21 protein-coding genes are annotated in these 25,522 nt (G+C 70.7%); 10 read left to right on the forward strand and 11 right to left on the reverse strand.

The window, feature by feature from the left end:
* Positions 1–128 precede the first annotated feature (128 nt).
* From AB0N73_RS10460 to AB0N73_RS10470, 3 genes are all read right to left on the reverse strand, one after another.
* On the reverse strand, positions 129–1,835 hold the full coding sequence (locus AB0N73_RS10460) for a carboxypeptidase-like regulatory domain-containing protein (protein WP_363563128.1): 1,707 nt from the start codon (positions 1,833–1,835) through the stop codon (positions 129–131).
* Positions 1,836–1,943: 108 nt separating this feature from the next.
* Complete coding sequence (locus AB0N73_RS10465; RefSeq protein ID WP_363563130.1) at positions 1,944–2,921, reverse strand: pirin family protein; 978 nt, start codon at positions 2,919–2,921, stop codon at positions 1,944–1,946.
* On the reverse strand, positions 2,918–3,217 hold the full coding sequence (locus AB0N73_RS10470; protein WP_363563132.1) for a GNAT family N-acetyltransferase: 300 nt from the start codon (positions 3,215–3,217) through the stop codon (positions 2,918–2,920). The genes AB0N73_RS10465 and AB0N73_RS10470 overlap by 4 nt, the downstream gene beginning before the upstream one ends.
* Before the next feature lie 102 nt (positions 3,218–3,319).
* On the opposite strand from AB0N73_RS10470, the gene AB0N73_RS10475 reads away from it, so the two are divergent.
* The 4 genes from AB0N73_RS10475 (at position 3,320) to recQ (ending at position 10,509) form a co-directional block, all read left to right on the forward strand.
* Positions 3,320–6,043, forward strand: a complete 2,724-nt coding sequence (locus AB0N73_RS10475; RefSeq protein WP_363563134.1) for a DUF3516 domain-containing protein — start codon at positions 3,320–3,322, stop codon at positions 6,041–6,043.
* Positions 6,044–6,468: 425 nt separating this feature from the next.
* Positions 6,469–7,635: a glycoside hydrolase family 3 N-terminal domain-containing protein gene (locus tag AB0N73_RS10480; RefSeq protein WP_363563136.1), complete on the forward strand. Its 1,167-nt coding sequence runs from the start codon at positions 6,469–6,471 to the stop codon at positions 7,633–7,635.
* A gap of 289 nt (positions 7,636–7,924) precedes the next feature.
* Positions 7,925–8,461 (forward strand): DUF1697 domain-containing protein, encoded by a 537-nt coding sequence (locus AB0N73_RS10485; RefSeq protein WP_363563138.1) that lies wholly within the window; start codon positions 7,925–7,927, stop codon positions 8,459–8,461.
* A gap of 38 nt (positions 8,462–8,499) precedes the next feature.
* Positions 8,500–10,509 (forward strand): DNA helicase RecQ, encoded by a 2,010-nt coding sequence (gene recQ, locus AB0N73_RS10490; RefSeq protein WP_363563140.1) that lies wholly within the window; start codon positions 8,500–8,502, stop codon positions 10,507–10,509.
* Between the two features lie 59 nt (positions 10,510–10,568).
* On the opposite strand, the gene AB0N73_RS10495 is transcribed toward recQ, so the two are convergent.
* The 5 genes from AB0N73_RS10495 to AB0N73_RS10515 form a co-directional block, all read right to left on the reverse strand.
* Entirely contained in the window at positions 10,569–11,072 is a 504-nt protein-coding gene (locus AB0N73_RS10495) for a GNAT family N-acetyltransferase (protein WP_363563142.1), read from the reverse strand.
* A 61-nt stretch (positions 11,073–11,133) separates the two neighbouring features.
* The gene (locus AB0N73_RS10500) at positions 11,134–12,048 is read right to left on the reverse strand and encodes a carbohydrate ABC transporter permease (protein WP_363563144.1); all 915 of its coding nucleotides are present in this window, start codon (positions 12,046–12,048) and stop codon (positions 11,134–11,136) included.
* Positions 12,048–12,983, reverse strand: coding sequence for a sugar ABC transporter permease (locus tag AB0N73_RS10505; protein WP_363563146.1), 936 nt, complete (start codon positions 12,981–12,983; stop codon positions 12,048–12,050). Before AB0N73_RS10505 ends, AB0N73_RS10500 begins: the two co-directional genes overlap by 1 nt.
* Before the next feature lies 1 nt (position 12,984).
* Positions 12,985–14,265 carry an extracellular solute-binding protein gene (locus AB0N73_RS10510; protein ID WP_363563148.1) on the reverse strand — a complete coding sequence of 427 codons (1,281 nt, stop codon included), beginning with the start codon at positions 14,263–14,265 and terminating at the stop codon, positions 12,985–12,987.
* Positions 14,266–14,299: 34 nt separating this feature from the next.
* Positions 14,300–16,459 (reverse strand): alpha-galactosidase, encoded by a 2,160-nt coding sequence (locus AB0N73_RS10515; RefSeq protein WP_363563150.1) that lies wholly within the window; start codon positions 16,457–16,459, stop codon positions 14,300–14,302.
* A 123-nt stretch (positions 16,460–16,582) separates the two neighbouring features.
* On the opposite strand from AB0N73_RS10515, the gene AB0N73_RS10520 reads away from it, so the two are divergent.
* The 3 genes from AB0N73_RS10520 to AB0N73_RS10530 all read left to right on the forward strand — a co-directional run bounded on the left by AB0N73_RS10520 (position 16,583) and on the right by AB0N73_RS10530 (position 20,596).
* A complete protein-coding gene (locus tag AB0N73_RS10520) occupies positions 16,583–17,701 on the forward strand; it encodes an ROK family protein (RefSeq protein WP_363563152.1) in 1,119 nt (372 codons plus the stop codon).
* Positions 17,702–17,870: 169 nt separating this feature from the next.
* On the forward strand, positions 17,871–19,976 hold the full coding sequence (locus AB0N73_RS10525; protein ID WP_363563154.1) for an acyl-CoA dehydrogenase: 2,106 nt from the start codon (positions 17,871–17,873) through the stop codon (positions 19,974–19,976).
* 53 nt (positions 19,977–20,029) lie between these two features.
* The gene (locus AB0N73_RS10530) at positions 20,030–20,596 is read left to right on the forward strand and encodes a DNA-3-methyladenine glycosylase I (protein ID WP_363563292.1); all 567 of its coding nucleotides are present in this window, start codon (positions 20,030–20,032) and stop codon (positions 20,594–20,596) included.
* A gap of 408 nt (positions 20,597–21,004) precedes the next feature.
* On the opposite strand, the gene AB0N73_RS10535 is transcribed toward AB0N73_RS10530, so the two are convergent.
* Positions 21,005–21,328: a hypothetical protein gene (locus tag AB0N73_RS10535; RefSeq protein ID WP_363563156.1), complete on the reverse strand. Its 324-nt coding sequence runs from the start codon at positions 21,326–21,328 to the stop codon at positions 21,005–21,007.
* Positions 21,329–21,457: 129 nt separating this feature from the next.
* Here AB0N73_RS10535 and AB0N73_RS10540 point away from each other — a divergent pair, with 129 nt between their 5' ends.
* Entirely contained in the window at positions 21,458–21,787 is a 330-nt protein-coding gene (locus AB0N73_RS10540) for a hypothetical protein (RefSeq protein WP_363563158.1), read from the forward strand.
* Positions 21,784–22,158, forward strand: coding sequence for a hypothetical protein (locus AB0N73_RS10545; protein WP_363563160.1), 375 nt, complete (start codon positions 21,784–21,786; stop codon positions 22,156–22,158). Before AB0N73_RS10540 ends, AB0N73_RS10545 begins: the two co-directional genes overlap by 4 nt.
* 10 nt (positions 22,159–22,168) lie before the next feature.
* Here the strand turns inward: AB0N73_RS10545 and AB0N73_RS10550 are convergent, their stop codons facing one another.
* Together AB0N73_RS10550 and AB0N73_RS10555 are read right to left on the reverse strand one after the other, a co-directional pair.
* Positions 22,169–22,633, reverse strand: coding sequence for a recombinase family protein (locus tag AB0N73_RS10550; protein ID WP_363563162.1), 465 nt, complete (start codon positions 22,631–22,633; stop codon positions 22,169–22,171).
* A gap of 40 nt (positions 22,634–22,673) precedes the next feature.
* Positions 22,674–24,392 (reverse strand): sodium:proton antiporter, encoded by a 1,719-nt coding sequence (locus AB0N73_RS10555; protein ID WP_363563164.1) that lies wholly within the window; start codon positions 24,390–24,392, stop codon positions 22,674–22,676.
* 155 nt (positions 24,393–24,547) lie between these two features.
* Here AB0N73_RS10555 and pip point away from each other — a divergent pair, with 155 nt between their 5' ends.
* Positions 24,548–25,522: a prolyl aminopeptidase gene (gene pip / locus AB0N73_RS10560; RefSeq protein WP_363563166.1), complete on the forward strand. Its 975-nt coding sequence runs from the start codon at positions 24,548–24,550 to the stop codon at positions 25,520–25,522.

Consider the following 25,522-nt stretch of genomic DNA (forward strand, 5'->3'; position numbering starts at 1 on the left):
GAGGTCTGTGGGCGTGAATGGAGACCAGCCGGGGGCAGACCCAAGGGGGGCGCCGCTGAGCAACGACGAAGGGGGCGTCCCGCGCGGGCCGCCCCCTTCGTCGTTCGCGGTCTGCGCCCGCGCGGGGCTCAGACGGTGCGGCGGCGGAGCGCCATCGCACCGGCGCCGATGAGCAGCATCGCGCCGAACGCCCAGGGCCAGGGCGCGGGCGCTCCGGATTCGGCCAGCCGCGCCGGAAGCGCCGCGTTGCCGTTGCCGCCGCCGTTTCCGTCACCGCCGCCGTCGGTGGCCGCGGTCACGGTGATCGGCGTCCACCCGGCGAGGGCCGCATCCGTCGTCACGAACGCGAGCGCGTGCGCTCCCGCCGTGATGCCCGCCGGAACAGGGGCGGTCAGCGCGCCGGACGCGTCGGCGCGCAGCCATCCTCCTGCGGTGGGGGATGAGAACCACCACGCGAAGTACCACTCGTTCGGCGCCAGACCCGACACCGTCGCCGCGGCTCCCACCGCGACCGAGGCGCCGGCGACGACGCCCTGGCGCGTGTCGTCCGTCAGGCGGTCCGCGTGCGGCACCACGGGGCGGGCGACGCGCACGATGGTCTGGGCGCTGAGTCCCAGATCGAACTCCTGGCGGATGCCGAGGTTGAGCCGGTCGACCCGGGTGCCGGGATCGAACGTGGCGGTCCAGCTGTCATCCGCGTTCTGCACGAACTCGCCGCGCACCGGCTGATCCTCGTCGTCGCCGGAGAAGACGAAGCTCGCGCTGTCGAGTTCGACGGAGTCCGGCAGTGTGATGCTGACGGGACCGGGCGCCAGCAGCACCTCGCCGTCGTCGGTGATCGTGGCGCCCTCGATCCGCCATCCCTCGCCCAGCGGGTCGCCCAGCTCGGAGGTGAGATCCGAGGTGCGCTGCGAGACGACGGGCATGCCGCGGACGAAGAGGACGGAGAACGGCGAGCCGTCGGGCACCGCCACGACCGAGATCGCGTAGGTGCCGGGGGTGAGACCGGTGAATCGCGCGGTGCCGGCCCCATCCGTGACGGCGTAGTGCGTGACGCCGCCGCCGGCGGACGCGGCGACCTCCATCCCGGTCACGGGTGCGCCGCCGGGGCGGATGAGGGTGACGTCCAGCCCGCCCGAGAGGTCGATCGCGACATCCGGGTTCTGCACGGCCGACTGCACGGTCACGTCGCGGAGGGCCACGATGTCGTACCCGTCCTCGGTCGCGACGTACACGGCGAGCGTGTAGGCGCCCGGTGCCGCGTCGACCGTGAAGGAGCCGTCGGCATCCACTTCGTCCAGCGCGATGCCGGTGTACCAGGGGTCCTCGGGCAGCGGCATGTCCGACGGCACGAGGTCGACGACGGCCTGCGGGGCATCGGCCGCGCGGGTGATCGTGCCGCCGACGCGTCCCGCGGGGCGCAGCGCCGCATCCACTCCCTCGGTGTCGCCCTGCAGCACCTCGACGGGCTCGGCGCCCTCGGCGAAGGCGGCGTCGATGAAGTAGCGCGCCGTGTACCCGAACGGGGCTTCCTCGGTCGACACCGCATCCGGCAGGAACCGCACGGTGTAGTCGTCGATGGGAAGGCCGGTCGCGATGTAGCGGCCGTCATCGGCGGTCCGCACGCTCGTGTGGAAGCCGTCGTCGCCGGTCAGCTCCGCGGTGCCGGCGAGGGGTGTGCCGGCGGCGGAGCGGATGACGCCCGCCAGGCTTCCCGTCCCGGGTTCTGCCGCGTGCGCCGCGGGTGCCAGCGCCGCCAGCACGGCGGTCGCCGTGAGCAGCGCCGCACCGCGTCGCCACCATGCGCCGGGTGTGAGTGGTCGTCTCGTCGACATGGTTCCCCCTCGGATCCGGAGGCCGGGCGCGACAGGACGCGGCGGGTCTCGCCTCGACGGTAGCGGCAGAGCACGCCGGGGGCGGATCGGTCTGGGTAGTTTCCCGCGTCAGAGACGGCGTCGGCGGCGCGTGAGCCTGACCCCGGGCAGCGGCGGCGCCGGGACCCGCTCGGGGCCGTGGCCGACGACGGGCGCGAACCTCTCGTCACCGGCCTCCCACGCCTCGCGGGCCGCCTCGATCTCCTCGTGCTCGCGCGCCACGAAGTTCCACCACATCACGATCTCGTCCTCGAACGGCTCGCCACCGAGGAGGAAGACGACCGCCCCGTCGGGGCCCGCGTCGATCACCGCGCCGTCGCGGCCCCGCCCCAGATACAGCAGCTGCATGACCCCGAGCGGATCGCCATCCTCGACGACGGGTGCGCCCTCGACGGGCACCAGGGCGTACTCCCAATCGCGGCGCAGCGGCACGCGCACGCGGCCGCCGGCGGGCACCACGATCTCGGCCCCCACGATGGGGGTGTAGGTCGTGGCGGGGGAGTGCACCCCGGCGAACTCGCCCAGCACCACGGTGGCCGAGGCGGCGTCGCCAGCCTCGGCGGGCAGCGAGAGGTGCGGCAGATCCGTGTGCTGCTCGAAGGCGGCCGCACCGTGCCGTCGCGACTCGGGCAGGGCCACCCACAGCTGCAGTGCGTCGAGCGGGATCGGGTCGTCGCCGAGCGAGTACTCGGAATGCGCGATGCCCGCGCCGCTGGTCATGAGGTTCAACTGGCCGCGCGCGATGAGCACATCGCTGCCGACGCCGTCGCGGTGGCGCACCTCGCCCACCAACGGCCACGTCACCGTCTGCAATCCGATGTGCGGATGCGGCTCGACCCGCATCAGGGTCTCCTGCGGCCCGAAACGGTCGAGGAAGCACCAGGCGCCGATCATCGGCAGCTCGCGCTGCGGCAGGGCGCGCATCACCTGCATGCCGCGGAGTCCGCCCAGCGGCACCTCGCGGCTGTCGAGCACGACCCGGCGCGGGCCGTCGCACTCGACGGCGCCCTCGGTGTGGACGTCGGCGTCCGCATCCAGGCGGGTCATGCGTCGGGCCAGTCGATGCGCAGGTCCGCCACCTCGTGCGTCTGCAGGTACCGCACCACGAACGGGCAGCGGGGCACGACCGTCTCGCCCCGCGCCGCCACATCCGCCATCGCCTCGGCGACGAGCGTCGTCGCGAGCCCTCGACCGCTGAAGGCGGGATCGACCACCGTGTGGGGGAAGACGAGCCGGCCCTCGGCGTCGGGTCGGAAGCGGGTGAACCCGGCCTCGTGGCCGTCCACCGTGATGACGTAACGGTCGTCGGCACGCTCGACGCGGACATCCTGCGGTTCGGCCATGGCGGGTCCTCTCGTGGCTGTGCTTCACGGTACCTCCGCCTCAGGGCGGTCGGGTTCGGCCGTCCGGGCGGTTCATCGGGTGCGATCAGGCAGACTCGGACGGTGACCGCTTCTCTCGCCGAACTCGCCCGGACCGCCGGGGACGACGCGGACGCGGTCTACGACGCGTTCGTGGACTGGACGATCGGGCGCGGCCTCACGCTGTATCCCGCGCAGGACGAAGCGGCGATCGAGCTCGTGTCGGGGGCGAACGTCGTGCTGTCGACCCCGACCGGCACCGGTAAGTCGCTCGTCGCGGTGGCCGCCCATGCCGCTTGCCTCGCCCGCGGGGGGCGCACCTATTACACCGCGCCCATCAAGGCACTCGTGAGCGAGAAGTTCTTCGCCCTGGTCGACATCTTCGGGGCGGAGAACGTCGGCATGGTCACGGGCGATTCCTCGGTCAATCCGGATGCGCCGATCGTGTGCTGCACGGCCGAGATCCTGGCGAACCTTGCGCTCCGCGAGGGCGCGGACGCCGATGTCGACCAGGTCGTGATGGACGAGTTCCACTTCTACGGCGACCCCGACCGCGGCTGGGCCTGGCAGGTGCCGTTGCTGCTCCTGCCCCGGGCGCAGTTCCTGCTGATGTCGGCGACCCTCGGCGACGTCACGGCGATCACCGCCGATCTGTCGCGGCGCACCGGGCGTCCCACTGTCGAGGTGACCGGTGTCGAGCGGCCCGTGCCGCTGCATTTCGCGTACGCGCGCATCCCCATCCAGCAGCAGGTCGAGGCGCTGCTCGAGAACGGCGACGCGCCGGTCTACATCGTGCACTTCTCGCAGGCGCAGGCCATGGAGCGCGCGCAGGCGCTCGCGAGCGTCAAGGTCGCCACCCGCACGCAGCGCGACGAGATCGCCGAGGCGATCGGCGGATTCCGCTTCACCACCGCGTTCGGCAAGACGCTGTCGCGGCTCGTGCGGGCCGGCATCGGCGTGCACCACGCGGGCATGCTGCCCCGGTACCGGCGCCTCGTCGAGACCCTCGCTCAGCGCGGGCTCCTGCGGGTCATCTGCGGCACCGACACCCTGGGGGTCGGCATCAACGTGCCGATCCGCACCGTGCTGATCACGGCTCTGTCGAAGTTCGACGGCACGCGGATGCGGCAGCTCAGCGCCCGCGAGTTCCACCAGGTCGCGGGGCGCGCGGGACGCGCGGGGTACGACACCTCGGGCAACGTCGTGGTGATGGCCCCTGAGTGGGAGATCGAGAACGCGGTGGCCCTGGCGAAGGCCGGCGACGACGCATCCAAACGCAAGAAGATCGTGCGCAAGAAGGCGCCGACCGGCGTCGTGAACTGGGGCGAGGGGTCGTTCGACCGCCTCGTCGTCGCCGAGCCCGAGCCGCTCGTGCCGCAGATGCAGCTCACGGCGGCCATGCTCATCAACGTCATCGCCCGCGGCGGCGACGTGTTCGAGAACGTGCGCTCGCTGGTCTTCGACAACCACGAGCCCCGCGCGCGCCGCTACGCGCTCGCGCGCCGGGCGATCGCGATCTTCCGCACCCTCCGCACCGCCGACATCGTCGAGGTGACGGAGGGCGGCCGCGTCCGGCTCACCGTCGACCTGCAGCCCAACTTCGCCCTCAACCAGCCGCTCTCGCCCTTCGCGCTCGCCGCGATCGGCCTGCTCGATCCGGGCATCGAGGTCGGCCGGGGGCCCTCGGTGGAGGCGGGTGCGGCGGGTGCTGGTGCGCCGGGCGCTGGTGGAGCGGCGGGTGCTGGTGTGCCGGGCGAGCCGGTTCTCGGAGAATCCGACGTTTTTCGGACCGTCGCGCCCGAAACCTCCGAGAACGGCGCGGATCTCCGAGAAGCGTTGGGTGAGGATGCGGCGCCGTCGGCCGGCGGCGCGAGGGTCGGCGCCGGGCGCACAGCCGGCAGCGGGCACTACGCGCTCGATGTCGTCAGCGTGATCGAGGCGACGCTCGACGATCCGCGTCCCGTGCTCGCGCAGCAGGAGTTCAAGGCGCGCGGCGAGGCGGTCGCGGCGATGAAGCGCGACGGCGTGGAGTACGAGGAGCGGATGGCGGCGCTCGAGGCCGTGACCCACCCCAAGCCCCTCGCCGACCTGCTGGCGGACTCGTTCGAGGTGTTCGCGTCGAGCCAGCCCTGGGTGCGGGACTTCGAGCTGCGTCCCAAGTCGGTCGTGCGCGACATGTTCGAGCAGGCGTTCTCGTTCGGCGAGTTCGTGTCGTGGTACCAGCTGGGGCGCAGCGAGGGCCTGGTGCTGCGCTATCTCAGCGATGCGTACCGGGCGATCCGTCAGACGGTGCCGGCCGAAGCGCGCACCGAGCAGTTGCTCGATCTGATCGAGTGGCTGGGGGAGCTGGTACGACAGGTCGACTCGAGCCTGGTCGACGAGTGGGAGCGGCTGGTCAACCCGGGCGATCCCGACGAACCCGTCGTCCCGCCCGCGCCGCCCTCGGTCGTCGCGAACCGCCGGGCGTTCACCGTGCTGGTGCGCAACGAGATGTTCCGCCGCGTGCAGCTCGCGGCGCTGCAACGCGACGACGACCTCGTCGCCCTCGACCCGGATGCGGGATGGCCCGAGGCCCTCGACGGGTACTTCGCCGATCACGACGCCCTGCTCACCGGCGGTCCCGCCCGCTCGCCCGCGCTGTGCGCGATCGACGAGTCCGAGGCCGGCGCCGGCTTCTGGACGGTCGAGCAGATCCTCGACGACCCGGAGGGCGACCACGACTGGCGCATCCGAGCGCGGGTGGATCTCCCCGCATCCGCCGAGGAGGGCACCGCCGTCGTCACCGTCACCCAGGTCCTCCGCCTCTAGCCCGCCGTCGGTGCTGCCCTTCGGCCGGTGCTGCCTCTCGGGGACCCGTCTCCATTGCCGAGCGCACATCCTGTCGTCGAGCGCATACCGTCCGGGATGTCCTTTCGGTGACGGGATGTGCGCTCGACCGGGGGAGCCCCGGGAGGGAGGAGCGTGAGGCATCCGCCGCGGGGTTCCTCCCGTGACGGGCCCGTCTCTTCTCGCCGAGCGCACATCCTGTCGTCGAGCGCATACCGTCCGGGATGTCCTTTCGGCGACGGGGTGTGCGCTCGGCGGGGAAGCGCGGCCGGGGAGCTCGGCGGGGAAGCGCGGCCGGGAAGCGCGGCGGGGAGCGCGGCCGGGAAGCACGGCGCGATGCTCGGCGGGGGAGGTCGGCCGGGAGATGGCGGGGCGCATTCACGGCGGGGGCGGGGGAGACTGGGGGGATGAGGATCGCGCGACGGATGAGGGTGGCGGCTGCCCTGGCGGCCGTGCTGGGCGTCGCGCTCGCCGGCTGCGCCGCCGAGCGGCCCGCCCCGGTGCCCTCGCCCACAGCGGCATCGCCCACGCCGTCGCCCACTCCGACGGCGGTCGATCCGATCGACGCCCTGACGCTGGAGCAGCGCGTCGGACAGCTGTTCATGGTGGGCACCTCGGTCGACGGTGCCGATCCGACGACCCTCGCGGCCATCGCCGACCCGGGTATCGGCGGCATCTTCCTGCACGGGCGATCCACCGCGGGAACCGCGGGCACCGCCGCGCTGGTGGCTCAGTTCACCGCGGTGCACCCCGCATCCGCCCCGCATCTGTGGGTCGCGACCGACCAGGAGGGCGGTGACGTGCAGGTGCTCGCCGGCGACGGCTTCGAGCAGATGCCGACCGCGCTCACGTCGGCGCAGCGCGACGACGCGACGCTCCGAACGGATGCTGCGCGGTGGGGCTCGCAGCTGGCCGCCGCCGGGATCGACATGAACCTCGCGCCGGTCGCCGACATCATCACGAGCCCCGAGACATCGCGCCTCAATCAGCCCATCGGCATCTACAACCGCCACTACGGCTACGACGAGGCCACCATCGCGGGCAAGGCCGGAGCATTCGCGCAGGGCATGCGCGACGCGGGGATCCTGCCCACGATCAAGCACTTCCCGGGGCTCGGCCGCGTCACCGGCAACACCGACTACGCCTCCGACGTCGTCGACACCGAGGTCGGCGCCGACGCTCCGGATGTGGCCGTCTATCGCACGCTGCTCGCCGAGGGACCCTCGGTGGTCATGATGGCGACCGCGGTGTACGAGCGCATCGACCCGACCGCGCCCGCCGCCTTCTCGGCGCCCGTCGTGACCGGTCTGCTGCGGGAGGACCTCGGCTTCGACGGCGTCGTGATGACGGACGACCTGTCGGCTCCCGCCCAGGTCGAGAAGTGGGCCCCGGCCGATCGGGCGCTTCTCGCGGTGGATGCGGGCGTCGACCTGCTGCTGCTCTCGGCCGATGCCTCGGTGTTCCCCGAGATGTACGGTGCCGTCCTCGACCGCGCCCGCACCGACCCCGATTTCGCGGACAAGGTCGACGACGCAGCTCGCCGCATCCTCGCCCTCAAGGCGTCGTTCCCCTGACGCGGAGCCGTCCTGCCGCTCCTCCCGCACGGGCTCGGGTCACCGCATCCGCCGGCCGGCCGGCGCCTTACCGTGCTGAGCGGAGGAGATCGAGCGAGCGGAGGGCGGATGTGGCCCGGTCGATCCTCCGCCGGGTGGATCTCCTCCGCTCGGCAGCAGAAGCCAGCAGAAGCCAGCAGAAGCCCCCACCCCCAGCACCACCCACCCCCAGCACCACCCACCCCCAGCACCACCCACCCCCACCACCCCACCCCTTCCGCCGCGGGCGTCGGCACGCCACAATGGGCCGGTGCCGACCCACCTCGCGTTCCTTCGCGCCATCAACCTCGGAGCGAAGCGGGTCTTCCCCAAAGACGACATCCGCCGCACGGTCACCTCGCTCGGGTTCGACGAGGTCGTGACGCACCTCAACACCGGCAACGTGCGATTCACCACGCGGATGCGGTCGCGCCGGCGTATCGAGGAGTCACTCGAGCGGGCGTTCGCCGCCGACCGCGGGTTCGACGTGCCGACGATCGTGTTCACGGTGCCCGAGTTCGTCGACATCGCCGAGACCGCCCGGGAGCTGTCGGCGGCGCGGCCGGGGCTCGCGCGCCACTACGTGTACCTCCTCAAAGAGGAGCTGAGCGCCGAGGCGGCGGCCCAGGTGGAGGCTACGAGCGGGCCGATGGGCGAGATGGTGGTGCGGGGCCGGGCGGCGCACGCGCTCCTCGGCCCGGGGTACGCCGACGGCACGGTCGATCCCCTCGCCGCCGCGAAGCTCCTGGGCGTCGCCACCAACCGCAATCTGAACGTCGTGTCGGGTCTCGCCGATCGCTGGTGCTGACGGCGCGGGGCGTCGGTGGGCCTGGTTACGCTGGAGGGATGAGTTCGTCGCATCCGGATCCCTGGGACACCCCGCCGGATGCGTGGGCTCCGCCGCTCGAAGAGGAGCCCCCGTACGACCTGGCGTACGAGCCGAGTCCGGCCGCGGGCCCGCCCTACGATCTCGCGCCGCCGGATGACGGCTGGATCCCGCCCGAAGACCCGGCTCCCGCCGCACCCCGCCGCGATCTGACGGGCTCCGACCCGCGCGATGTGCTCAAGCAGGTCTACGGGTACGACGCGTTCCGCGGCGATCAGGCCGAGATCGTCGCCCACGTCATGGGCGGCGGCGACGCCATCGTGCTCATGCCCACCGGTGGCGGCAAGAGCGTGACCTATCAGGTGCCGGCGATGGCACGACCGGGCACGGGCCTGGTCGTGAGCCCCCTGATCGCCCTCATGCACGACCAGGTCGAGGCGCTGCTGGCCAACGGCGTGAGCGCGGCGTTCCTCAACTCCACGCAGAGCCCGACCGAGCGTGCCGCGGTCGAGCGCGCGTACGTCGCGGGAGAGCTCGACCTGCTCTACGTGGCGCCCGAGCGCCTGAACCTCGCGGCGACCACCGCGCTCCTGAAGCGGGGCACGCTCAGCGTCATCGCGATCGACGAGGCCCATTGCGTGTCGCAGTGGGGCCACGACTTCCGCCCCGACTACCTCGCGCTCGGCGGGCTCGGCGAGCTGTTCCCGGGTGTGCCGCGGATGGCGCTCACCGCCACGGCGACGCACGCCACCCACAAGGAGATCACCGAGCGGCTTCATCTCGACGACGCCCGGCACTTCGTCGCCAGCTTCGACCGTCCCAACATCCAGTACCGGGTCGAGCCGAAGGTCGATCCGCGTCGGCAGCTCGTGTCGTTCATCCGCTCCCAGCCCGAGAACTCCGCCGGCATCGTCTACGCGTTGAGCCGCAAGAGCGTCGAGCAGACCGCCGAGTACCTGCGCGCGCAGGGGCTCGACGCGCTGCCGTACCACGCGGGTCTCCCGGCCGAGATGCGGGCGACGCACCAGTCGCGATTCCTGCGCGACGACGGTGTGGTCATGGTCGCGACGATCGCGTTCGGCATGGGCATCGACAAGCCGGACGTGCGTTTCGTGGCGCACGTCGACCTGCCGAAGTCCGTCGAGGGCTACTACCAGGAGACGGGCCGTGCGGGTCGCGACGGCGATCCGTCCGTCGTGTGGATGGCATACGGACTGGGCGATGTCGTCCAGCAGCGCCGCATGATCGACCAGAGCCCGGGCGATCGCTCGTACAAGATGCGGCTCGGCCAGCATCTCGACGCCATGCTGGCGCTCTGCGAGACGGTGGGATGCCGCCGGCAGAACCTTCTGGGTTACTTCGGCCAGCCCTCCGAGCCGTGCGGCAACTGCGACACCTGCCTGACCCCGCCCGAGACCTACGACGGGCTCGTGCCGGCGCAGAAGCTGCTGTCGACCGTCGTGCGGTTGCAGCGCGAGCGCAACCAGTCGTTCGGTGCCGGGCAGATCATCGACATCCTGCGCGGCGCCGACACCGAGCGCATCCGGCAGCAGCGCCACAACGAGCTCGCCACCTACGGACTGGGCGCCGACCTCTCCGACCAGGACTGGCGCAGCATCGTCCGGCAGCTGCTGGCCCGCGGCATCCTGGTCGCGCGCGGCGACTACGGCACGCTCGCCCTCGGCGAGGAGGCCGGCGGCGTGCTGCGCGGTGACACCCCGGTGCCGCTGCGCCGTGACGTCATCGGCCGGCCGAGCGGCGGCGGAGGGTCGCGGGCGCGCAAGTCGTCGGCCTCCGACAGCCTCCCCGAGGGCGATCGCGGGCTGTTCGAAGCGCTCCGCGAGTGGCGCGCGCAGACCGCGCGCGAGCAGGGGGTTCCGGCCTACATCGTCTTCGGCGACGCCACCCTCCGTGCCCTCGCCGAGCATCGCCCGGGCAGCATGGGCGACCTCGACGGCATCACCGGCATCGGCGCCAAGAAGCGCGACGCCTACGGCGAGGCGGTACTCGAGGTCATCGCGCGCGCCTGACCCGCGCGATCGCGCGGCTGACCCGCCCGATCGCGCTCACGCCGAGCCCGACTCGATCCTCACACTCCGCTCGGCGACGTCAGATCGAGCGCCCAGGCCGTGACGGTGAGCTCGCCGCCGCGCCAGGGCTCGGTGAACGTGCGGCCGCGCACGAAGCCGGCACCTCGGCAGAGCGCGTTGGATGCGGGGTTGTCTGCCCCCGGGTAGGCGACCAGCAGACGCCGGTCACCGCGGGCCCGTGCGAGCCCGATGATCTGCCGCAGCGCTTCGCGGGCGATGCCGCGCCCCTGGTACGCGGTCTCGACGCCCCAGCCCGTCTCGTAGGACGGCTCGCCGTCGTGGTCGATCCGCCAGAACCCGATGCCGCCGACGGCCACCCCGTCGAGGTCGATGCGGTACATCTGCGCCTCGCCCGAGGTGTTCAGCCGCAGATACCGGGCCTGGCGCTCACGCACCTGCGCGTCGGTCTCGGGGCCACCGAGATGCCGCGTCATGGCCGGGGTGTTGGAGCGTTCCAGCACCGCGAGGTCATCGGGGCCCCAGAGCGTGAGTGCGATCGTCATCGTGCGCCTCCCGCATCCAGTGTGCGCGCGGCATCCGACATCCGCGCGCACACCGATCCGACTACTTGATGGAACCGCGCATGACTCCGGAGATGACCCAGCGCTGCGAGAAGATGTAGACCAGCAGCAGCGGTGCCATCGCCATCAGGTACGACGCGAACGCGACGGTGTAGTCGGTGTTGTACTGCCCCTGGAACACGTACTGCGCGAGCGAGAGCGTGCGATCCGAAGGCGAGGTGAGCACCACGAGCGGCATGATGAAGTCGTTCCACGCCCAGACGCACGTGAGGATGCCGACCGTGGCGTTCATCGGCATCAGCAGGGGGAACACGATCTGACGGAAGACCCGCCAGGTCGAGGCGCCGTCCATCCGCGCCGCCTCTTCGAGCTCGATCGGGATCGAGCGGATGAAGGCGGTGTAGATGAAGATGTTCAGGCTGAGGCCGTAGATCGTGTAGAGCACGATCATGCCCGCGGGGTTGTCGAGCCCGAGCAGCGAGGTCTGCTTGACCAGCGGCAGCATGATGATCGGGAACGGGATGAACAATGCCGCGAGCAGGTAGTAGAACACGCCCTTGAAGAACGGCCGGTGCAGGTTCCGCGCCAGTGCGTAGGCCACGAGCGAGCTCGTGAACAGCGTGAACACGACCGAGCCCACGGTGATGATCGCGGTGTTCAGCAGAGCCTGCGGGAAGTCGGTGCGCTCCCACGCCACGGCGAAGTTGCCCCAGTTGATCGGCCAGGGCAGCTCGAAGCCCGTGCCCGCCGCGAGCTGAGCCGGCGTCTTCAGCGCGACGGCGACAGCGAGGTAGAGCGGGATGATCACGGTCAGCGAGCACACCGCGATCAGCGCTGTCGCCCACCAGTTGGTGCGTCGCGTATCGGTTTCGTCCGCGCCGCCTCGGCGCCGCCGGCGGGGGAGCACGATCGCGGTGGTCGAGTCGGCCTCGATGGGGGTGGTGACGGAGCTGGACATCAGAAGTCGGCCTCTCTGCGCTGAAGGACCCGGAATTGGAGGAGCGAGACGATCGTGATCACCACGAAGAAGATCACCGCGTTCGCGGTCTGGTAGGCGAACTCGCCGCCCGAGAATCCGCCGCGGAAGATGAGCATCGTGACCGATTCGGTCGACGTGCCCGGCCCGCCGTTGGTGAGGGCGATGATCGGGTCGAACACCTGCAGGAACCCCTTCAGGCTCAGCACCACGTTGATCGTGAAGAAGGCGCTGATGAGGGGGAAGGTGATCGAGCGGAACTGCCGGGCGCCGCTGGCCCCGTCGATGGATGCCGCTTCGTAGATGTCGGCGGGAATGGTCTGAAGACCGGCGAGATAGATGATGATCGAGAACGCGCACGCCTGCCACACCGCGAGCACGACGACCGCCGTCCAGGCCCAGTCGGGGTTCGTGAGGATGTTGTCGCGGAACAGGGGGATGCCCTCGAGGATCTTCGGCAGCGAGTTCGAGAACAGGAACTGGAACACGTATCCGACGACGAGCACCGCGAGGATGTAGGGAACGAAGTACACGCCGCGCCAGAAGTTCCGTGCGCGGATCTTGGCGTTGAGCCCCATCGCGATCGCGAGCGAGATGGCGTTGGTGGCCACGGTGGCCACGATCGCGAACAGGAACGAGAACCCGTAGGCCTCGAGTACGCGGTCGTCCCGGAAGATGTTCAGGTAGTTCGCGATGCCCACGAAGTCCCAGGTCCCATACCCGGCGTAGTTCGTGAAACTGAAGAACACGCCGATGATGACGGGCAGCGTGTGGAACGCGGCGAACGCGAGCACGGCGGGCCAGACGAACCAGTAGTACGCACGCGGTGCGAGCGCTCCGCGCCGGCGGGGCGTTGCGGTCCGTCTCCGGGAGGCCGACGATGCGCGGGTGGCCTCGGATGCGGTGAGGGCGGCCATCTCAGTCCTCCTTCGGAGTGATCGTGCGGGCGGCGACCTTGCGCCACTCGTTGTCGAGGGTGCGCAGTGCTGCATCTGCGTTGTCGTCGTACAGGAACTGCTGCACGACGCCGACCACGGGGATGGCGGTGGGTACCTGGTGATCGATGAACCCGGTGATCCGGCCCTCGTCGAAGTACGGCGCGACCGACTGCAGCGCGGGGTCGTCGCTCAGCTCGGCGCCGACGACGGAGGGGACCATGGTCTGCGATGCCGCGAAGCGTTCGATGATCTCGGGCTGGAAGAGGAACTCGATGAAGCGGAGCGCCTCTTCCCGGTGGGGGGTGTCGCGCGCCATCGTCACGGTGACGTCGACGCCCGAGACCAACACGCGGTCGTCGGGATCCTCGGGCACCGGGTAGGGGAAGATGGCCGCGTCGATGTCGGGGTTGACCGCCTTGACCGGGCTGAGTGCCCAGATGCCCTGGAGCATCATCGCGGCGCCTCCCTGCGCGAACAGCGAGGTGCTGTCGTCGTAGGACGCGCCGCGGTAGCCGTCCTGCGAGTACTGGAACAGCTGCGCCTGCTGCGCCATCGCTTCCGGGAAGTCTTTCTCGAACGACGCCGGAGCATCGGGTCCGACGTTCTCCCCCTCGGCGCGCATCTCGTCGAAGAAGCCGTCCTGGCTGTAGTACGCCCCGATGCCGTTCCACGACGGCATCGCGGTCCAGTTCTCGGCGAGCGATGTCGAGAACGGGGTGATGCCCCGCTCGACCAAGGTGTCGCACAGTGCGATGAGCTCGTCCCAGGTCTCGGGAACCCCCAGGCCCTGCTCGGCGAAGATCGCCCGGTTGTAGATGATGCCGTTGGCGTTGTTGACGTAGCCGAGGCTGTTGACCTCGCCGTCGGCGTTGCCGAGTTGCGCGAGGATCTCCTGCACACCGGGGTTGATCGTGTCGAGCACGGGCTCATCACTGAAGTCGTAGAAGACGCCGGCCTCGGCAAGGCGCCCGAAGTTGCCGTTGGCGTTCAAGGTGATGACGTCGGGCGTGCGGTCCTTCACCAGCAGGGTGCGGATCAGGGTCTCGGAATCCGCCACCTGGTTCTGCACGATGCGGATGTCGGGGTTCTGCGCCTCGAACTCGTCGATGATCGTGGCGAAGTCCCCGGTCGCCTCTCCCTTGAACTGGAAGAAGTCGAGTGTGGTCACCTGATCGTCTCCGCCGGCACAGCCGCTCACCGCGAGAGCGGTGACGACGACGCCGACGGCCGCGACCGCGGCTCGTACGGTTCTGGATCTCATGGAAGCGCCTCCTTGCGCGGGGGGATGGAAGGGATCAGACAGCGGTGAGCTCGAGGACGACGGCCTGCTGCGGGTGCTGGACCGGAGGGCGCACGCCGACGGCGCCCAGCGCCCGCCCCGAGAGCACGGTGTCCTGGTGCGCCCAGACGAGCGGCGACTGGGCCGGTTCCTGCACGAGGCCGCCGGGCGTCGCCACGCGGAGGCGGTAGGACCGATCGGGGTCGAGCCCGGGAAGACGCACGCGTCCGCCGGGGGACGCGACCATCGAGGTGACCTGCGTGAGGGTGAAGAACGCCGAGGCGCCGTCGTCGGCGACGACTCCGCGCACGTCGAGCGCCTCCTCGCCCGTGTCGACGTGGATGCTGCGTCCCGTGGCGACCAGCGGGCGCACCCGCTGCGACAGCGCGACCCAGGCGGCGACCGCATCCCGTTCGTCGTCGGTGAGGGTGGTGACGTCCCACTCGATGCCGAAGTGGCCGAACAGGGCGACGGCGCCGCTGAGGCTCAGCGACACCGTGCGGTTCGTGGAGTGCACGTGCGGTGTGGTGAGGTGCATGCCCATCATCTCGGGCGGGACGACGAGCGAGGTGTACCGCTGGTTCTCCAGGCGCTCGATCGGGTCGAGGCAGTCGCTCGTCCAGATCCGGTCGGTGCGGTCGAGGATGCCGAGGTCGACGCGGGCTCCGCCCGAGGCGCAGCTCTCGATCTCAAGGCCCGGGTGCGCGCTCTTCAGCTCGTCGAGCAGCCGGTACACCGCACGGGTGTGGGCGTGCACGCGCGCACCGCCGCCCGGGCCGGAGCCGGCGTCGACGAGATCGCGATTGTGATCCCACTTCAGATAGGAGATGGGGTACTCCGCGAGCAGCGCCGTGAGCGCATCGCGAATGTGGGCGTAGGCCTCGGGTCGACTGAGATCGAGCACCTGCTGTTGACGCGCGGAGGGCGGCAGATCCGTCCGGCCGCGCAGGATCCAGTCCGGGTGGGCCCGCGCGAGCTCGCTGTCGGGGTTGACCATCTCGGGCTCCACCCAGAGCCCGAACTCCATGCCGAGCGAGGTCACATGGTCGACGATCGGATGCAGTCCCTGCGGCCAGACGGCCGGGTCGACCGTCCAGTCGCCCAAGCCGGCGGTGTCGTCGCGACGGCCGAGGAACCACCCGTCGTCGAGCACATAGCGCTCCACGCCGACGGTGGCGGCGACATCCGCCAGACGCGTGAGCGTGTCGAGCGAATGGTCGAAGTAGACGGCCTCCCAGGTGTTGAGCGTGACGGGGCGGGGGCGGGCGGGGTGCTGCGGGCGGGCGCGCCACATGTCGTGGAACCGCCCGGCCATCTCGTTGAGCCCGTCGCCCCAGGACCCGTAGGCCCACGGCGTGGTGGTCTCGGCGCCGGGGGCGAGGGTGAGCTCGCCGGGGCCGAGCAGTTCGCCGGCGGCGAGGAAGGCGTCGCCCGTGGGGGTGCGCTCGGCGAGGATGCGGGTGTTGCCGCTCCATCCCAGGTGCACGGCGTGCACGCGCCCGGTCTCGAACCCGAAGCCGGGGCGGCCCGCTGCCAGCAGCAGCGTGGCGTCGGCGCCGGGGCGCCCGCGGCGGCTCTCGCGGAGGTGCGTGCCGAAGGTGAAGGCGTGGCGCTGCGACGACCGCTCGCGGAGGTGGCGTCCGCTCGTGTCGAGGATCTCGGTGGCGTCCCACGGCACGGGGAAGCTCGCCTGGAGCGAGGTCACCGTGTACGCGTCGTCGCCGGCGTTGCGCAGACTGATCCGTTGGGCGAGCACGCCGCCCTCGCGCAGCCGCAGGTCGATGCGGGCGCGGAGCCCGGCCTCGTCGTCGCGGAGGTCGATGGCGAGGGCGTGCGCGGTGGCATCCGCATGACGCAGCGTCAGGAGCGCGCTCACGCCGCCGCCGTCCGGTCGGTGTCCTTGCAGGCCGGGTGATCCCGCCCATCCGCTGGCGTCGGTGCTCAGCAGGCTCAGCGTGGCCGTGGTGTCGAGTCCGCCCGAGATGCGCTGGGCGTGCGCGGCCGTCGCGAGCGATCGCAGTTCGTCGTCGGATGCGGCGCCCAGATCCTCGCCCCAGTGCACGATGCTCGGGGTGCTCCCGGGCGTCAGATCGACGACGACGCTCGTCCCGTCGCGGCGGAGGTGGGCCACCGTGGGGGGCAGGGGCGCGGCGGCGGATGCGTCGTCGTTGAACATGGGATTACTTCTAGCACGGAATTAACTAGGCGGTCAAGAAGGGTCTCGGCGCGCGCGGAGGCGTCGAATTCGTTCGGCTTCGTGCCAAGATGGAACGAAAGCGCACGAAGGGGAGCGAACTGGATGGTCAGCGAGAGCGAAGTGGCCCTGGCCAAAGCCGTCCTCATCCACGGTCCCCTCTCGCGCAGCGCGCTCACCTCCACGCTCGGGTTGTCGCCGGCCAGTCTCACCCGCCTCGCCAAGCCGCTGCTCGAGCGCGGTGTGATCGTCGAACTGGATGACGTCGCCGACGGCTCGGTCGGACGCCCCTCGCGCCCGCTCGACATCGCGCCGGGACTGGGATCGTTCGTGGGTGTGAAGCTGACGGGCGACCGGGTCTACGCCGTGGCGACCGACATCCGTGCCGAGTCGCTGCGGGGAGAGGAGCGCCGCATCCTCGCCCGTGACCCGGATGCGGTCATCGCCCAGGTCGTCGAGGTCGTCGGTGCTCTCGCGGTCTCCGATCTCGCGGGCATCGGCATCAGTGTGGGCGGTGTGGTGCACGACGGTGTCGTGCGCCACGCGCCCTTCCTCGAGTGGCAGGACGTGGCGCTGGCGCGCCGGTTGGAACAGGCGCTGGGCGTTCCCGTCTCCGTCGAGAACGACGTCGTGGCTCTGGCCGAGGCCGAGCGGTGGTTCGGGCTGGGCCGGGGGATGTCGGGCTTCGCGACCCTCACGATCGGTGCCGGCGTCGGCTACGGGCTCGTCGTCGGCGGCGACGTCGTGCACACCCCCGATGCCACCGCAGGGACCGGCGGCCACATCCCGCTCGACCCGTACGGACCCCTCTGCCAGGACGGTCACCGCGGGTGCGCGCAGGCGATGCTCTCGGCGGGATCGATCGCCGCGCAGGTGTCTGCGGCGCTGCGGCGTCCGGTCGACTACGACCAGGCGCTCGCGCTCGCCGCCGAGGGGGAGCCCGCTGCCCGCGCCGTCATCGACGCCGCCGGGACGGCGCTCGGGCGCATGATCGCGCTCGCCGCCAACTTCAGTCTGCAGTCCTCGGTCGTCCTCGCGGGCGAGGGCGTCGCCCTGTTCGCCCTCGTGGAACCCCTCGTGCGCGCCGCCATCGAGGCGGGACGCGATCCGTTGGCGCAGCCGCTCGACATCCACGTCGACGAGTCCGGCTTCCCCGCCTGGGCGCGGGGAGCGGCCGCCGTGGCGATCCAGGCGGCGATGGACCGCCTCGACGCCCCGGCCTGACCCCGTCGTCATCGCGGGCGAAGCACAACGCGGCAGATGTAGCGCAGGCACAACCCGTTCGCGCCGCATCACCCCGGCCGCTTGTGGAACACATCCAATCGAGTTGGGCAGGCGTTGTGTGCCTCCTACCGTCGGGGGTGTTCTCCCGATCCCACCGAAGGGTGACCTCATGACCGACGCCGTCGTCCGTTCCACCACACCGGCCTCCAGCACGCGCACCCCCGCCGGCGGTGCCCCGGAGGCGCCGCACACCGCCGCGCAGGCCGCCGAGGCGCGGATCGACCTGCGGGCCGTCAACGACCTGCTGCTGGGCACCTGGGCCGACACCCGCCGGGACGCCCGCGAGATGATCAAGGACTCCGCGTTCTGGCGCATCGACGGTCAGACCGTCGCCGAGCACCGTGAGCGTGTGCTCAGCCAGCTGCACCTCCTCGTCGACAACGGCGCCGCGGCCCGGGCCTATCCCGCCGAGTACGGCGGCATCGACAACAACGGCGCCAACATCGCCGGCTTCGAAGAGCTCGTGCTGGCCGACCCCAGCCTGCAGATCAAGGCGGGCGTGCAGTGGGGGCTCTTCGGGGCCGCCATCCAGCAGCTCGGCACCAAGAAGCACCACGACCGGTGGCTCGCGGATGTGGCCTCGCTCGCGCTCCCCGGGGCGTTCGCGATGACCGAGACGGGACACGGCTCGGATGTGGCCGCCATCGGCACCACGGCGACGTACGACGCCGACACCGAGGAGTTCGTCATCCACACGCCGTTCCGCGGCGCCTGGAAGGACTACCTCGGCAACGCCGCCCTGCACGGGCGGGCCGCGACCGTCTTCGCGCAGCTGATCACGGGTGGCGTCAACTACGGCGTGCACTGCTTCTTCGTGCCGATCCGCGACGAGGAGGGGCAGTTCCTCTCCGGCATCGGTGGCGAGGACGACGGCGTCAAGGGCGGGCTGAACGGCATCGACAACGGACGCCTGCACTTCGACCAGGTGCGCGTGCCCCGCGAGAACCTGCTCAACCGCTACGGCGACGTCGCCGCGGACGGTTCGTACTCGAGCGAGATCTCGAGTCCCGGCCGACGCTTCTTCACCATGCTGGGCGCGCTCGTGCAGGGACGCATCTCGCTCGACGGCGCCGCCACCACGGCATCGGCGCTGGGGTTGAAGATCGCGGTCACCTACGCCAATCAGCGTCGCCAGTTCGACTCCGGCGCCGGCACGCCCGAGGTGATGCTCCTCGACTACGGCAAGCACCAGCGCCGGCTCATGCCGCGCCTGGCCACCGTCTACGCCCAGGCCTTCGCTCACGACGAGTTCCTGCAGAAGTTCGACGGCGTGTTCTCGGGGCGCACCGACACGTCCGAAGAGCGCGAGGACCTCGAGACGCTCGCCGCCGCGCTGAAGCCGCTGTCGACCTGGAACGCGCTCGACACCCTGCAGGAGTGCCGCGAGGCCTGCGGCGGCGCCGGGTTCCTCGCCGAGAACCGCCTCGTGGGGCTGCGCTCGGACCTCGACGTGTACGTCACCTTCGAGGGTGACAACAACGTGCTCCTCCAGCTCGTCGGCAAGCGGCTGCTCGCCGACTTCGCCCGGCAGTTCAAGGGCAAGGACACCGCGGCGCTCGCCCGGTACGCCGTCGGCCAGACGGCGGGCAAGGTGTTCCACGGTGCGGGGCTGCGTCGCCTGGGCCAGTCGGTCGCCGACCTGGGGTCGACGGCGCGCTCGGTCGAGCTGGGACTCCGCGAAGACCAGCAGCACGAACTCCTCGCCGATCGCGTGCAGCAGATGGTCGCCGATGTCGCGGGGCGTCTCCGTCCCGCGGGCAAGCTCGCCCCGGCCGAGGCCGCGGCGCTCTTCAACGAGAACCAGGCCGACCTGATCGAGGCCGCCCGCGCCCACGGCGAGCTGCTGCAGTGGGAGGCCTTCACCGACGCCATCCACCGCATCAACGACGACGGCACGCTGCAGGTGCTCACCTGGCTGCGCGACCTGTTCGGCCTCAGCGTCATCGAGAAGCACCTGGCCTGGTACCTGCTGCACGGGCGCCTGTCGACGCAGCGCGCCGGCGCGGTGTCGCGCTACATCGGCCGACTGTCCTCCCGCCTCCGTCCCCACGCGCAGGACCTCGTGGATGCGTGGGGCTTCGAGCCCGAGCACGTGCGCGCCCCCATCGCCTCTGGCGCCGAGCAGGCCCGCCAGGACGAGGCCCGGGCGTACGTCGAGGCGCTCGTCGCATCGGGCGATGCGCCCGTCTCCGAGAAGTCGCTGTCGAAGAAGTGACGGTGCGCCGCCGCCCCGGCCGTGTCCGCTGTCGCGGCTAGGGTGGCGGTGTGATCGACCTCGTGAGCACGGACGGGCGCCCGCGGTGCGGGTGGAGCGGGAGCGATGCCGAGTACATCCGCTATCACGACGAGGAGTGGGGTCGGCCGCTGCACGGCGACCGGGCGCTCTTCGAGAAGATGAGCCTCGAGGGGTTCCAGGCGGGCCTCAGCTGGATCACGATCCTGCGCAAGCGCCCGCGGTTCCGTGAGGTCTTCGCGGACTTCGACGCACCGAGCGTGGCGGGCTTCGGCGACGCCGAGATCGAGCAGCTCATGGCGGATGCGGGCATCGTGCGCAACCGCGCCAAGATCGAGGCCGTCATCGGTAACGCCGGGATCGTGGCCACGATGGCGCCCGGTGAGCTCGACGCCCTCGTCTGGTCGTTCCGCCCGCTCGCGTCGCGGGAGAGGCCCGTCTCGTTCGCCGACGTTCCCGCCGTCACGGTCGAGTCGACCGCTCTGAGCAAAGAGCTCCGTCGCCGCGGATTCCGTTTCGTCGGACCCACCACGATGTACGCGCTGATGCAGTCCGCCGGCCTGGTCGACGACCATCTCGTGGGGTGCTGGCGCGCCGCCTGAGCCGTGCGGTCGCGTCAGCGGCCGGTGTCGAAGAGGATTGCGGAGAAAGCTGGGCCGTCGCGAGCTGCCGCTCGGCGCGGTCTACCGTCTCCGGGTCTGTGCAAGCACCCACACGGCGCCGGCCACCGTCACGACGCTGAGCAACGCCAACGGGATCGCGTTCCCTCCAGACGCCGAAACCAGAAGCGTTGCGACGGACACCAGGATGACCGCGAGTATCGCCGCAGAACGAAGCAGTGTCTTCACACGAGTCCCCATGCGTACGCGGTACTCACGCCAACGCTAAGAGTTCCGAAGCAAGTCCCGGCCCACACTGTCACGCCGCGCCAAGCGCCAGCCTTGGTGCCCCCGTCGGCTCGGGCTCGCCTGCCCGGCGGAGCTGAGCGGAAGAGGAGCTGCCTGCACCGGTCATCCGTTTCCGTCTCGTTCGCCCGTTCTTCTCGGGCGTGCTCTCAATGACATCACCAGTTGGATGATCGTCACGACCATGCCTACGACGAAGCCAACTCCAAACAAGATGAGGATCGGGAGGGGAATGTCGTCGAAGCCGGCGATGAGGCCCCAGATCATGCCCAGGAGGACAGCCGCGGAAGCAAGGGATCCGATGCACATGACCCTCACGAGCTCCGTCGACTTCTCGTCCAACGTTCCCCCTTCCTGGGCGAAGGTGACGAAGAGCTGGGCGACGAGCGGGTATGTCGTTTTGGTGAGCGGCCGAGCCCCCTGCCCCACGCCTCTATGCAATCAGTCAGCCGAACGCCCGTAAAGGAAATCTGGATGTCCGCGCTGGGCGGAGGGATACCCTGCGTACGAGCAATCCCGCTCACAGATCGCCCTCGCGAAGGTGTTCAGGAGGTTGCGATGCGGAAGAGTCGTGTCGCGGGCGCGATGGGCTGGTGGATCGTACTGCTGCTGGTCACAATCGGCGCCCTTGTCATCACGTCGTTCTCGCGGCTCAGCGTGGCCGGTTGCTCGGAGTCATGTGACTACGGCGCTTTCGGATGGGCGATGTACAGCTTCTACATCGCCGCCGCAGTCATCCTATTCGCCGCGCTTGGGAGCATCTATCTTCTCCGCGATCGTGGATGGTTCGCCGTGGCTGCGCCGTTGCTGGGGATGATCCTGCTGGTGGTGGCGTTCGCCGTCAGCTACGCCTTCGCGCGAGCCGCCCTCGACATGCCGTTGCTGTGATCCGACGCCTTCTCGCTCTCGCGACTATCGCTGCGGCGTCACTGCAGCTTGCATCGTGTGCGACGCCGGCCTCTCCGGTCGAGAGTCGCAATGGCGAGGCGCTGATGGTGGCGGTCAACGGCGAGGAATCCGCCCTGTGGTCAGCGGTTCTCGATGAGCGGACATTGGTGCTGACGGTTCCGGAATCGGCCGGTTGCACGATCGATCCGACGCTGTCCGGCGTCGATGATGCCGCGAAGGTCGTGCACGTAGAGGCAACGTCCGTCAGCGACGGCGAGTGTGCAGCGAACCTCTTTCTCGCGGCCAAGGAGCTGACGGTGGGGACGGACGTGCGTGGGTACGCCGTGCATGTCCGCTTCGACGCTGGCTAGCCGACGGCGGTCAGCGGCCGGTGTCGAAGAGGTGGCGTCCGTTGTGGCCGAGCACCTTGACCACGACGCCCCGGCGATGAAGCTCGGCGACCGTGCGTGTCTCCTCGTCGATGTCGCGCCCCAGCGCGTGCACGCTCGCGACGACCAGCACATCGCCCGCGACCAGGCGGCCGAACAGTCGCGCGAGCCGCGACTCCCAGCTCTCCAGCGTCTCGGGCGCCGGGTGACGGAAGCCGTCGATGGGCACGCCGAAGCGCGTCAGCTCATCGCGCTGCGCGACGACGGAGGGCATGTCGTCGCGGTTGATGACGAGTCCGACCAGCCGCGACCCGGCGGGGCGGGCGCGCCACCAGTTGCGGTCGGACTGGAGCTCGGTGAAGCACTTGGGGCACTCGGCGGCCTGGTGCGGCAGATGCACGGGGCTCGTGACCGCGTCGTCGAGCACAGCGTCGTGCACGTGGGTTGCGTCGGTCATGCGTCCATTCTCTCCCGGATGCGGCGCAACCCGGTAGGCCTCAGTCCTCGTCGTCGACGCGCAGCTCGAGGCTCAGCTGATCGGCATCGAGCTCGGCCAGAGCGTGTCGCAGCGCCGCGGTCGAGAAGGTGCCGCTCGCGCCCACCTCGATCAGTCGCACGCGCATGGCCTCGATGAGCACCAGTCGCAGCTCCAGCACTTCGCGCGCGGCCGCCGACACGTCATCGTCGGGTGGGTCGACCAGCCGCATCCCCACCTTGTCGACGATGCGTTCCGTGAAGGGCGACCCGTCGCGCCGCGCGAGCGCCGGGTCCTGCAGGGCGGCCGAGGCGGCGGTGCGCAGCTCGTCGTCGAGGCGGCGCTGCTCTTCGCGGGTCGGGCCGGCGGGCTCCACCGGGATGCGCAGCATCCGCACGAGGAGGGGGAGCGTGAAGCCCTGCAGCAGCAGGCTCACCACGGCCACCATGAAGGCGATGAAGATGAGCAGCGGCCGGTGCTCGGTCTCGCGGGGAAGGGTCTGCGCCGCGGCCAGGGTCACGACGCCCCGCATCCCCGCCCACACGATGATCGTGCCGTGCTTCCACCCGAGCGGTGCGTTGCGGTAGTAGTCGAAGTCGGCCATCATCCGGCTGACGCGCAGGCGCAGGCCCGGAATGCGGCGCTGCAGTTTCTCGGCGTCGATCGGGCGCCGCGGCGCGCGGGTGCCGTCGGCCAGCCCGTCGATGTGCGCTTGGATGCCGCTCCAATCGGCGCGCGCGTACCGCTTCGCGCGTTTGCCCTGGGTCCAGATGAGGATCGCGACGTAGACACCGCGGACCGCGACGATGATGCCGAGCGCGGCGAGGGCGAGGGACGTCCCCTTCCACAGGCCGCCGTTCTCGGAGAGGTTCGACGAGACGACATCCGACAGCTCCAGGCCCATCACGAGGAAGACGCCGCCCTCGAGCATGAGCTCGATCGTGCGCCAGTTGAGCTCCTCCGACAGGCGCTGTTCGGCGGTGAACCACCGGGCGGCCCCCTGCCCCGTCACGATGCCCGCCACGACCGCGGCCACGAGTCCCGAGCCGCCCAGGGCCTCGGTGGGGATGTAGGCGATGAACGGCACGGCGAAGCTGATGGCGGTGTTGGCGGCGGAGTGACCGATCCACGCGCGCAGACGGAGGTTGAGCAGACCGACGATGGCGCCCACGACGAGGGCGATGAGCACGCCCCAGAAGAAGGTGCCGAGGGTGAGACCGAACGAGAAGCCGCCGGCGATGGCGGCGATCGCGGTGCGCAGCAGCACGAGCGCCGTGGCGTCGTTCAGCAGGCTCTCGCCCTCGAGCATCGTCACCACGCGCGGCGAGATGCCCATGCGCTTGACGATCGAGGTGGCCACGGCATCCGTCGGCGACAGGATCGCGCCGAGGGCGATGCCGAGCGCCAGGTCGAGGCCCGGGATGACCCAGGAGAAGAAGAAGCCCAGCAGCACCGCGCTGCCCACGACCAGCAGCACCGACAGCCCGGCGATCGGCCGGAAGTCGCGACGGAACTCGATCGCGGGCAGCGAGACGGCCGAGGAGTACAGCAGCGGCGGCAGCACGCCGACGAGGATCCACTCCGGATCGATCGGCGGGATGTTCGGCACGAAGGGCAGGAGCGCCAGCAGCAGACCGATCGCCACGAGCACGAGCGGACCCGCGATGTTGAGGCGGCGACCGAGGGCGGTGACGATCGCCACGACGACGATCCCGCCCACGACGACGGCGAGCTCGCCCACGTCAGATCTCCCCGCGGTCGGCGGTGCGGTGCGGGCGAAGGCACGTCGTCATGCGTCGAGCATATGGGGCGCCGAGGGGCGCCACAGTGCGGCGTCGGCGCGGAGACCGGGGCGCCGTCCGCGGTGATTCCGCGGCGGCACGGTACCGTGAAGCCATGACCGTGAGCGAACTCGACGACGTGCTGTACCCGCCGATCGAGCCGTTCGAGACGGGTGAGCTGTTCGCCGGCGACGGCCAGCGGATCTACTGGGAGCAGTCGGGCAACCCCGAGGGCAAGCCCGTCGTCTTCCTCCACGGCGGGCCCGGCGGCGGGACGTCGCCCTGGCACCGCCGCTTCTTCGACCCCGAGCGCTACCGCATCGTGCTTCTCGACCAGCGCGGATGCGGCAAGTCCACGCCGCACGCGAGCGACCCGGCCGCCGACCTGACCTACAACACGACGTGGCACCTCGTGGCCGACCTCGAGCTGCTGCGTCGAAACCTCGGGATCGACCGGTGGCAGGTCTTCGGGGGATCGTGGGGCAGCGCCCTGGCGTTGGCCTACGCGCAGGCGCATCCGGATGTCGTCTCGGAGCTGGTGCTACGCGGCATCTTCACCCTTCGTCGTCACGAGCTGGAATGGTTCTACGAGGGCGGCGCCGCCGCGATCTTCCCGGATCTCTGGGAGGACTACGTGGCCGAGATCCCCGTGCTCGAGCGCAGCCGCATGATCGAGGCCTACCACCGGCGGCTGTTCGACGCCGACCCGGCGGTGCACCGCCCGGCGGCGCTCGCCTGGACGCGCTGGGAGGCGTCGACGCTCACCCTCCGCCCGGACCCGGTGCTGGTCGAGGGCATGACCGATGCGGACGCGGCCACCGCGTTCGCCCGGATCGAGAACCACTACTTCGTCAACGCGGGCTGGTTCCGCGAGGGGCAGCTGATCGAGGACGTCGACCGCATCCGACGCATCCCCGCCGTGATCGTGCAGGGGCGCTACGACGTCTGCACCCCGATCATGACGGCCTGGGACCTGCATCGTGCTTGGCCCGAAGCGGACCTCGTGGTGGTGCCGGACGCATCCCACTCGGCATCGGAGCCGGGGATCGCCGCCGAGCTGCGCGCCGCGACCGACCGCTTCGCGAGCTGA

The sequence above is a fragment of the Microbacterium sp. NPDC089189 genome, from assembly GCF_040685095.1.
Taxonomy (GTDB): domain Bacteria; phylum Actinomycetota; class Actinomycetes; order Actinomycetales; family Microbacteriaceae; genus Microbacterium.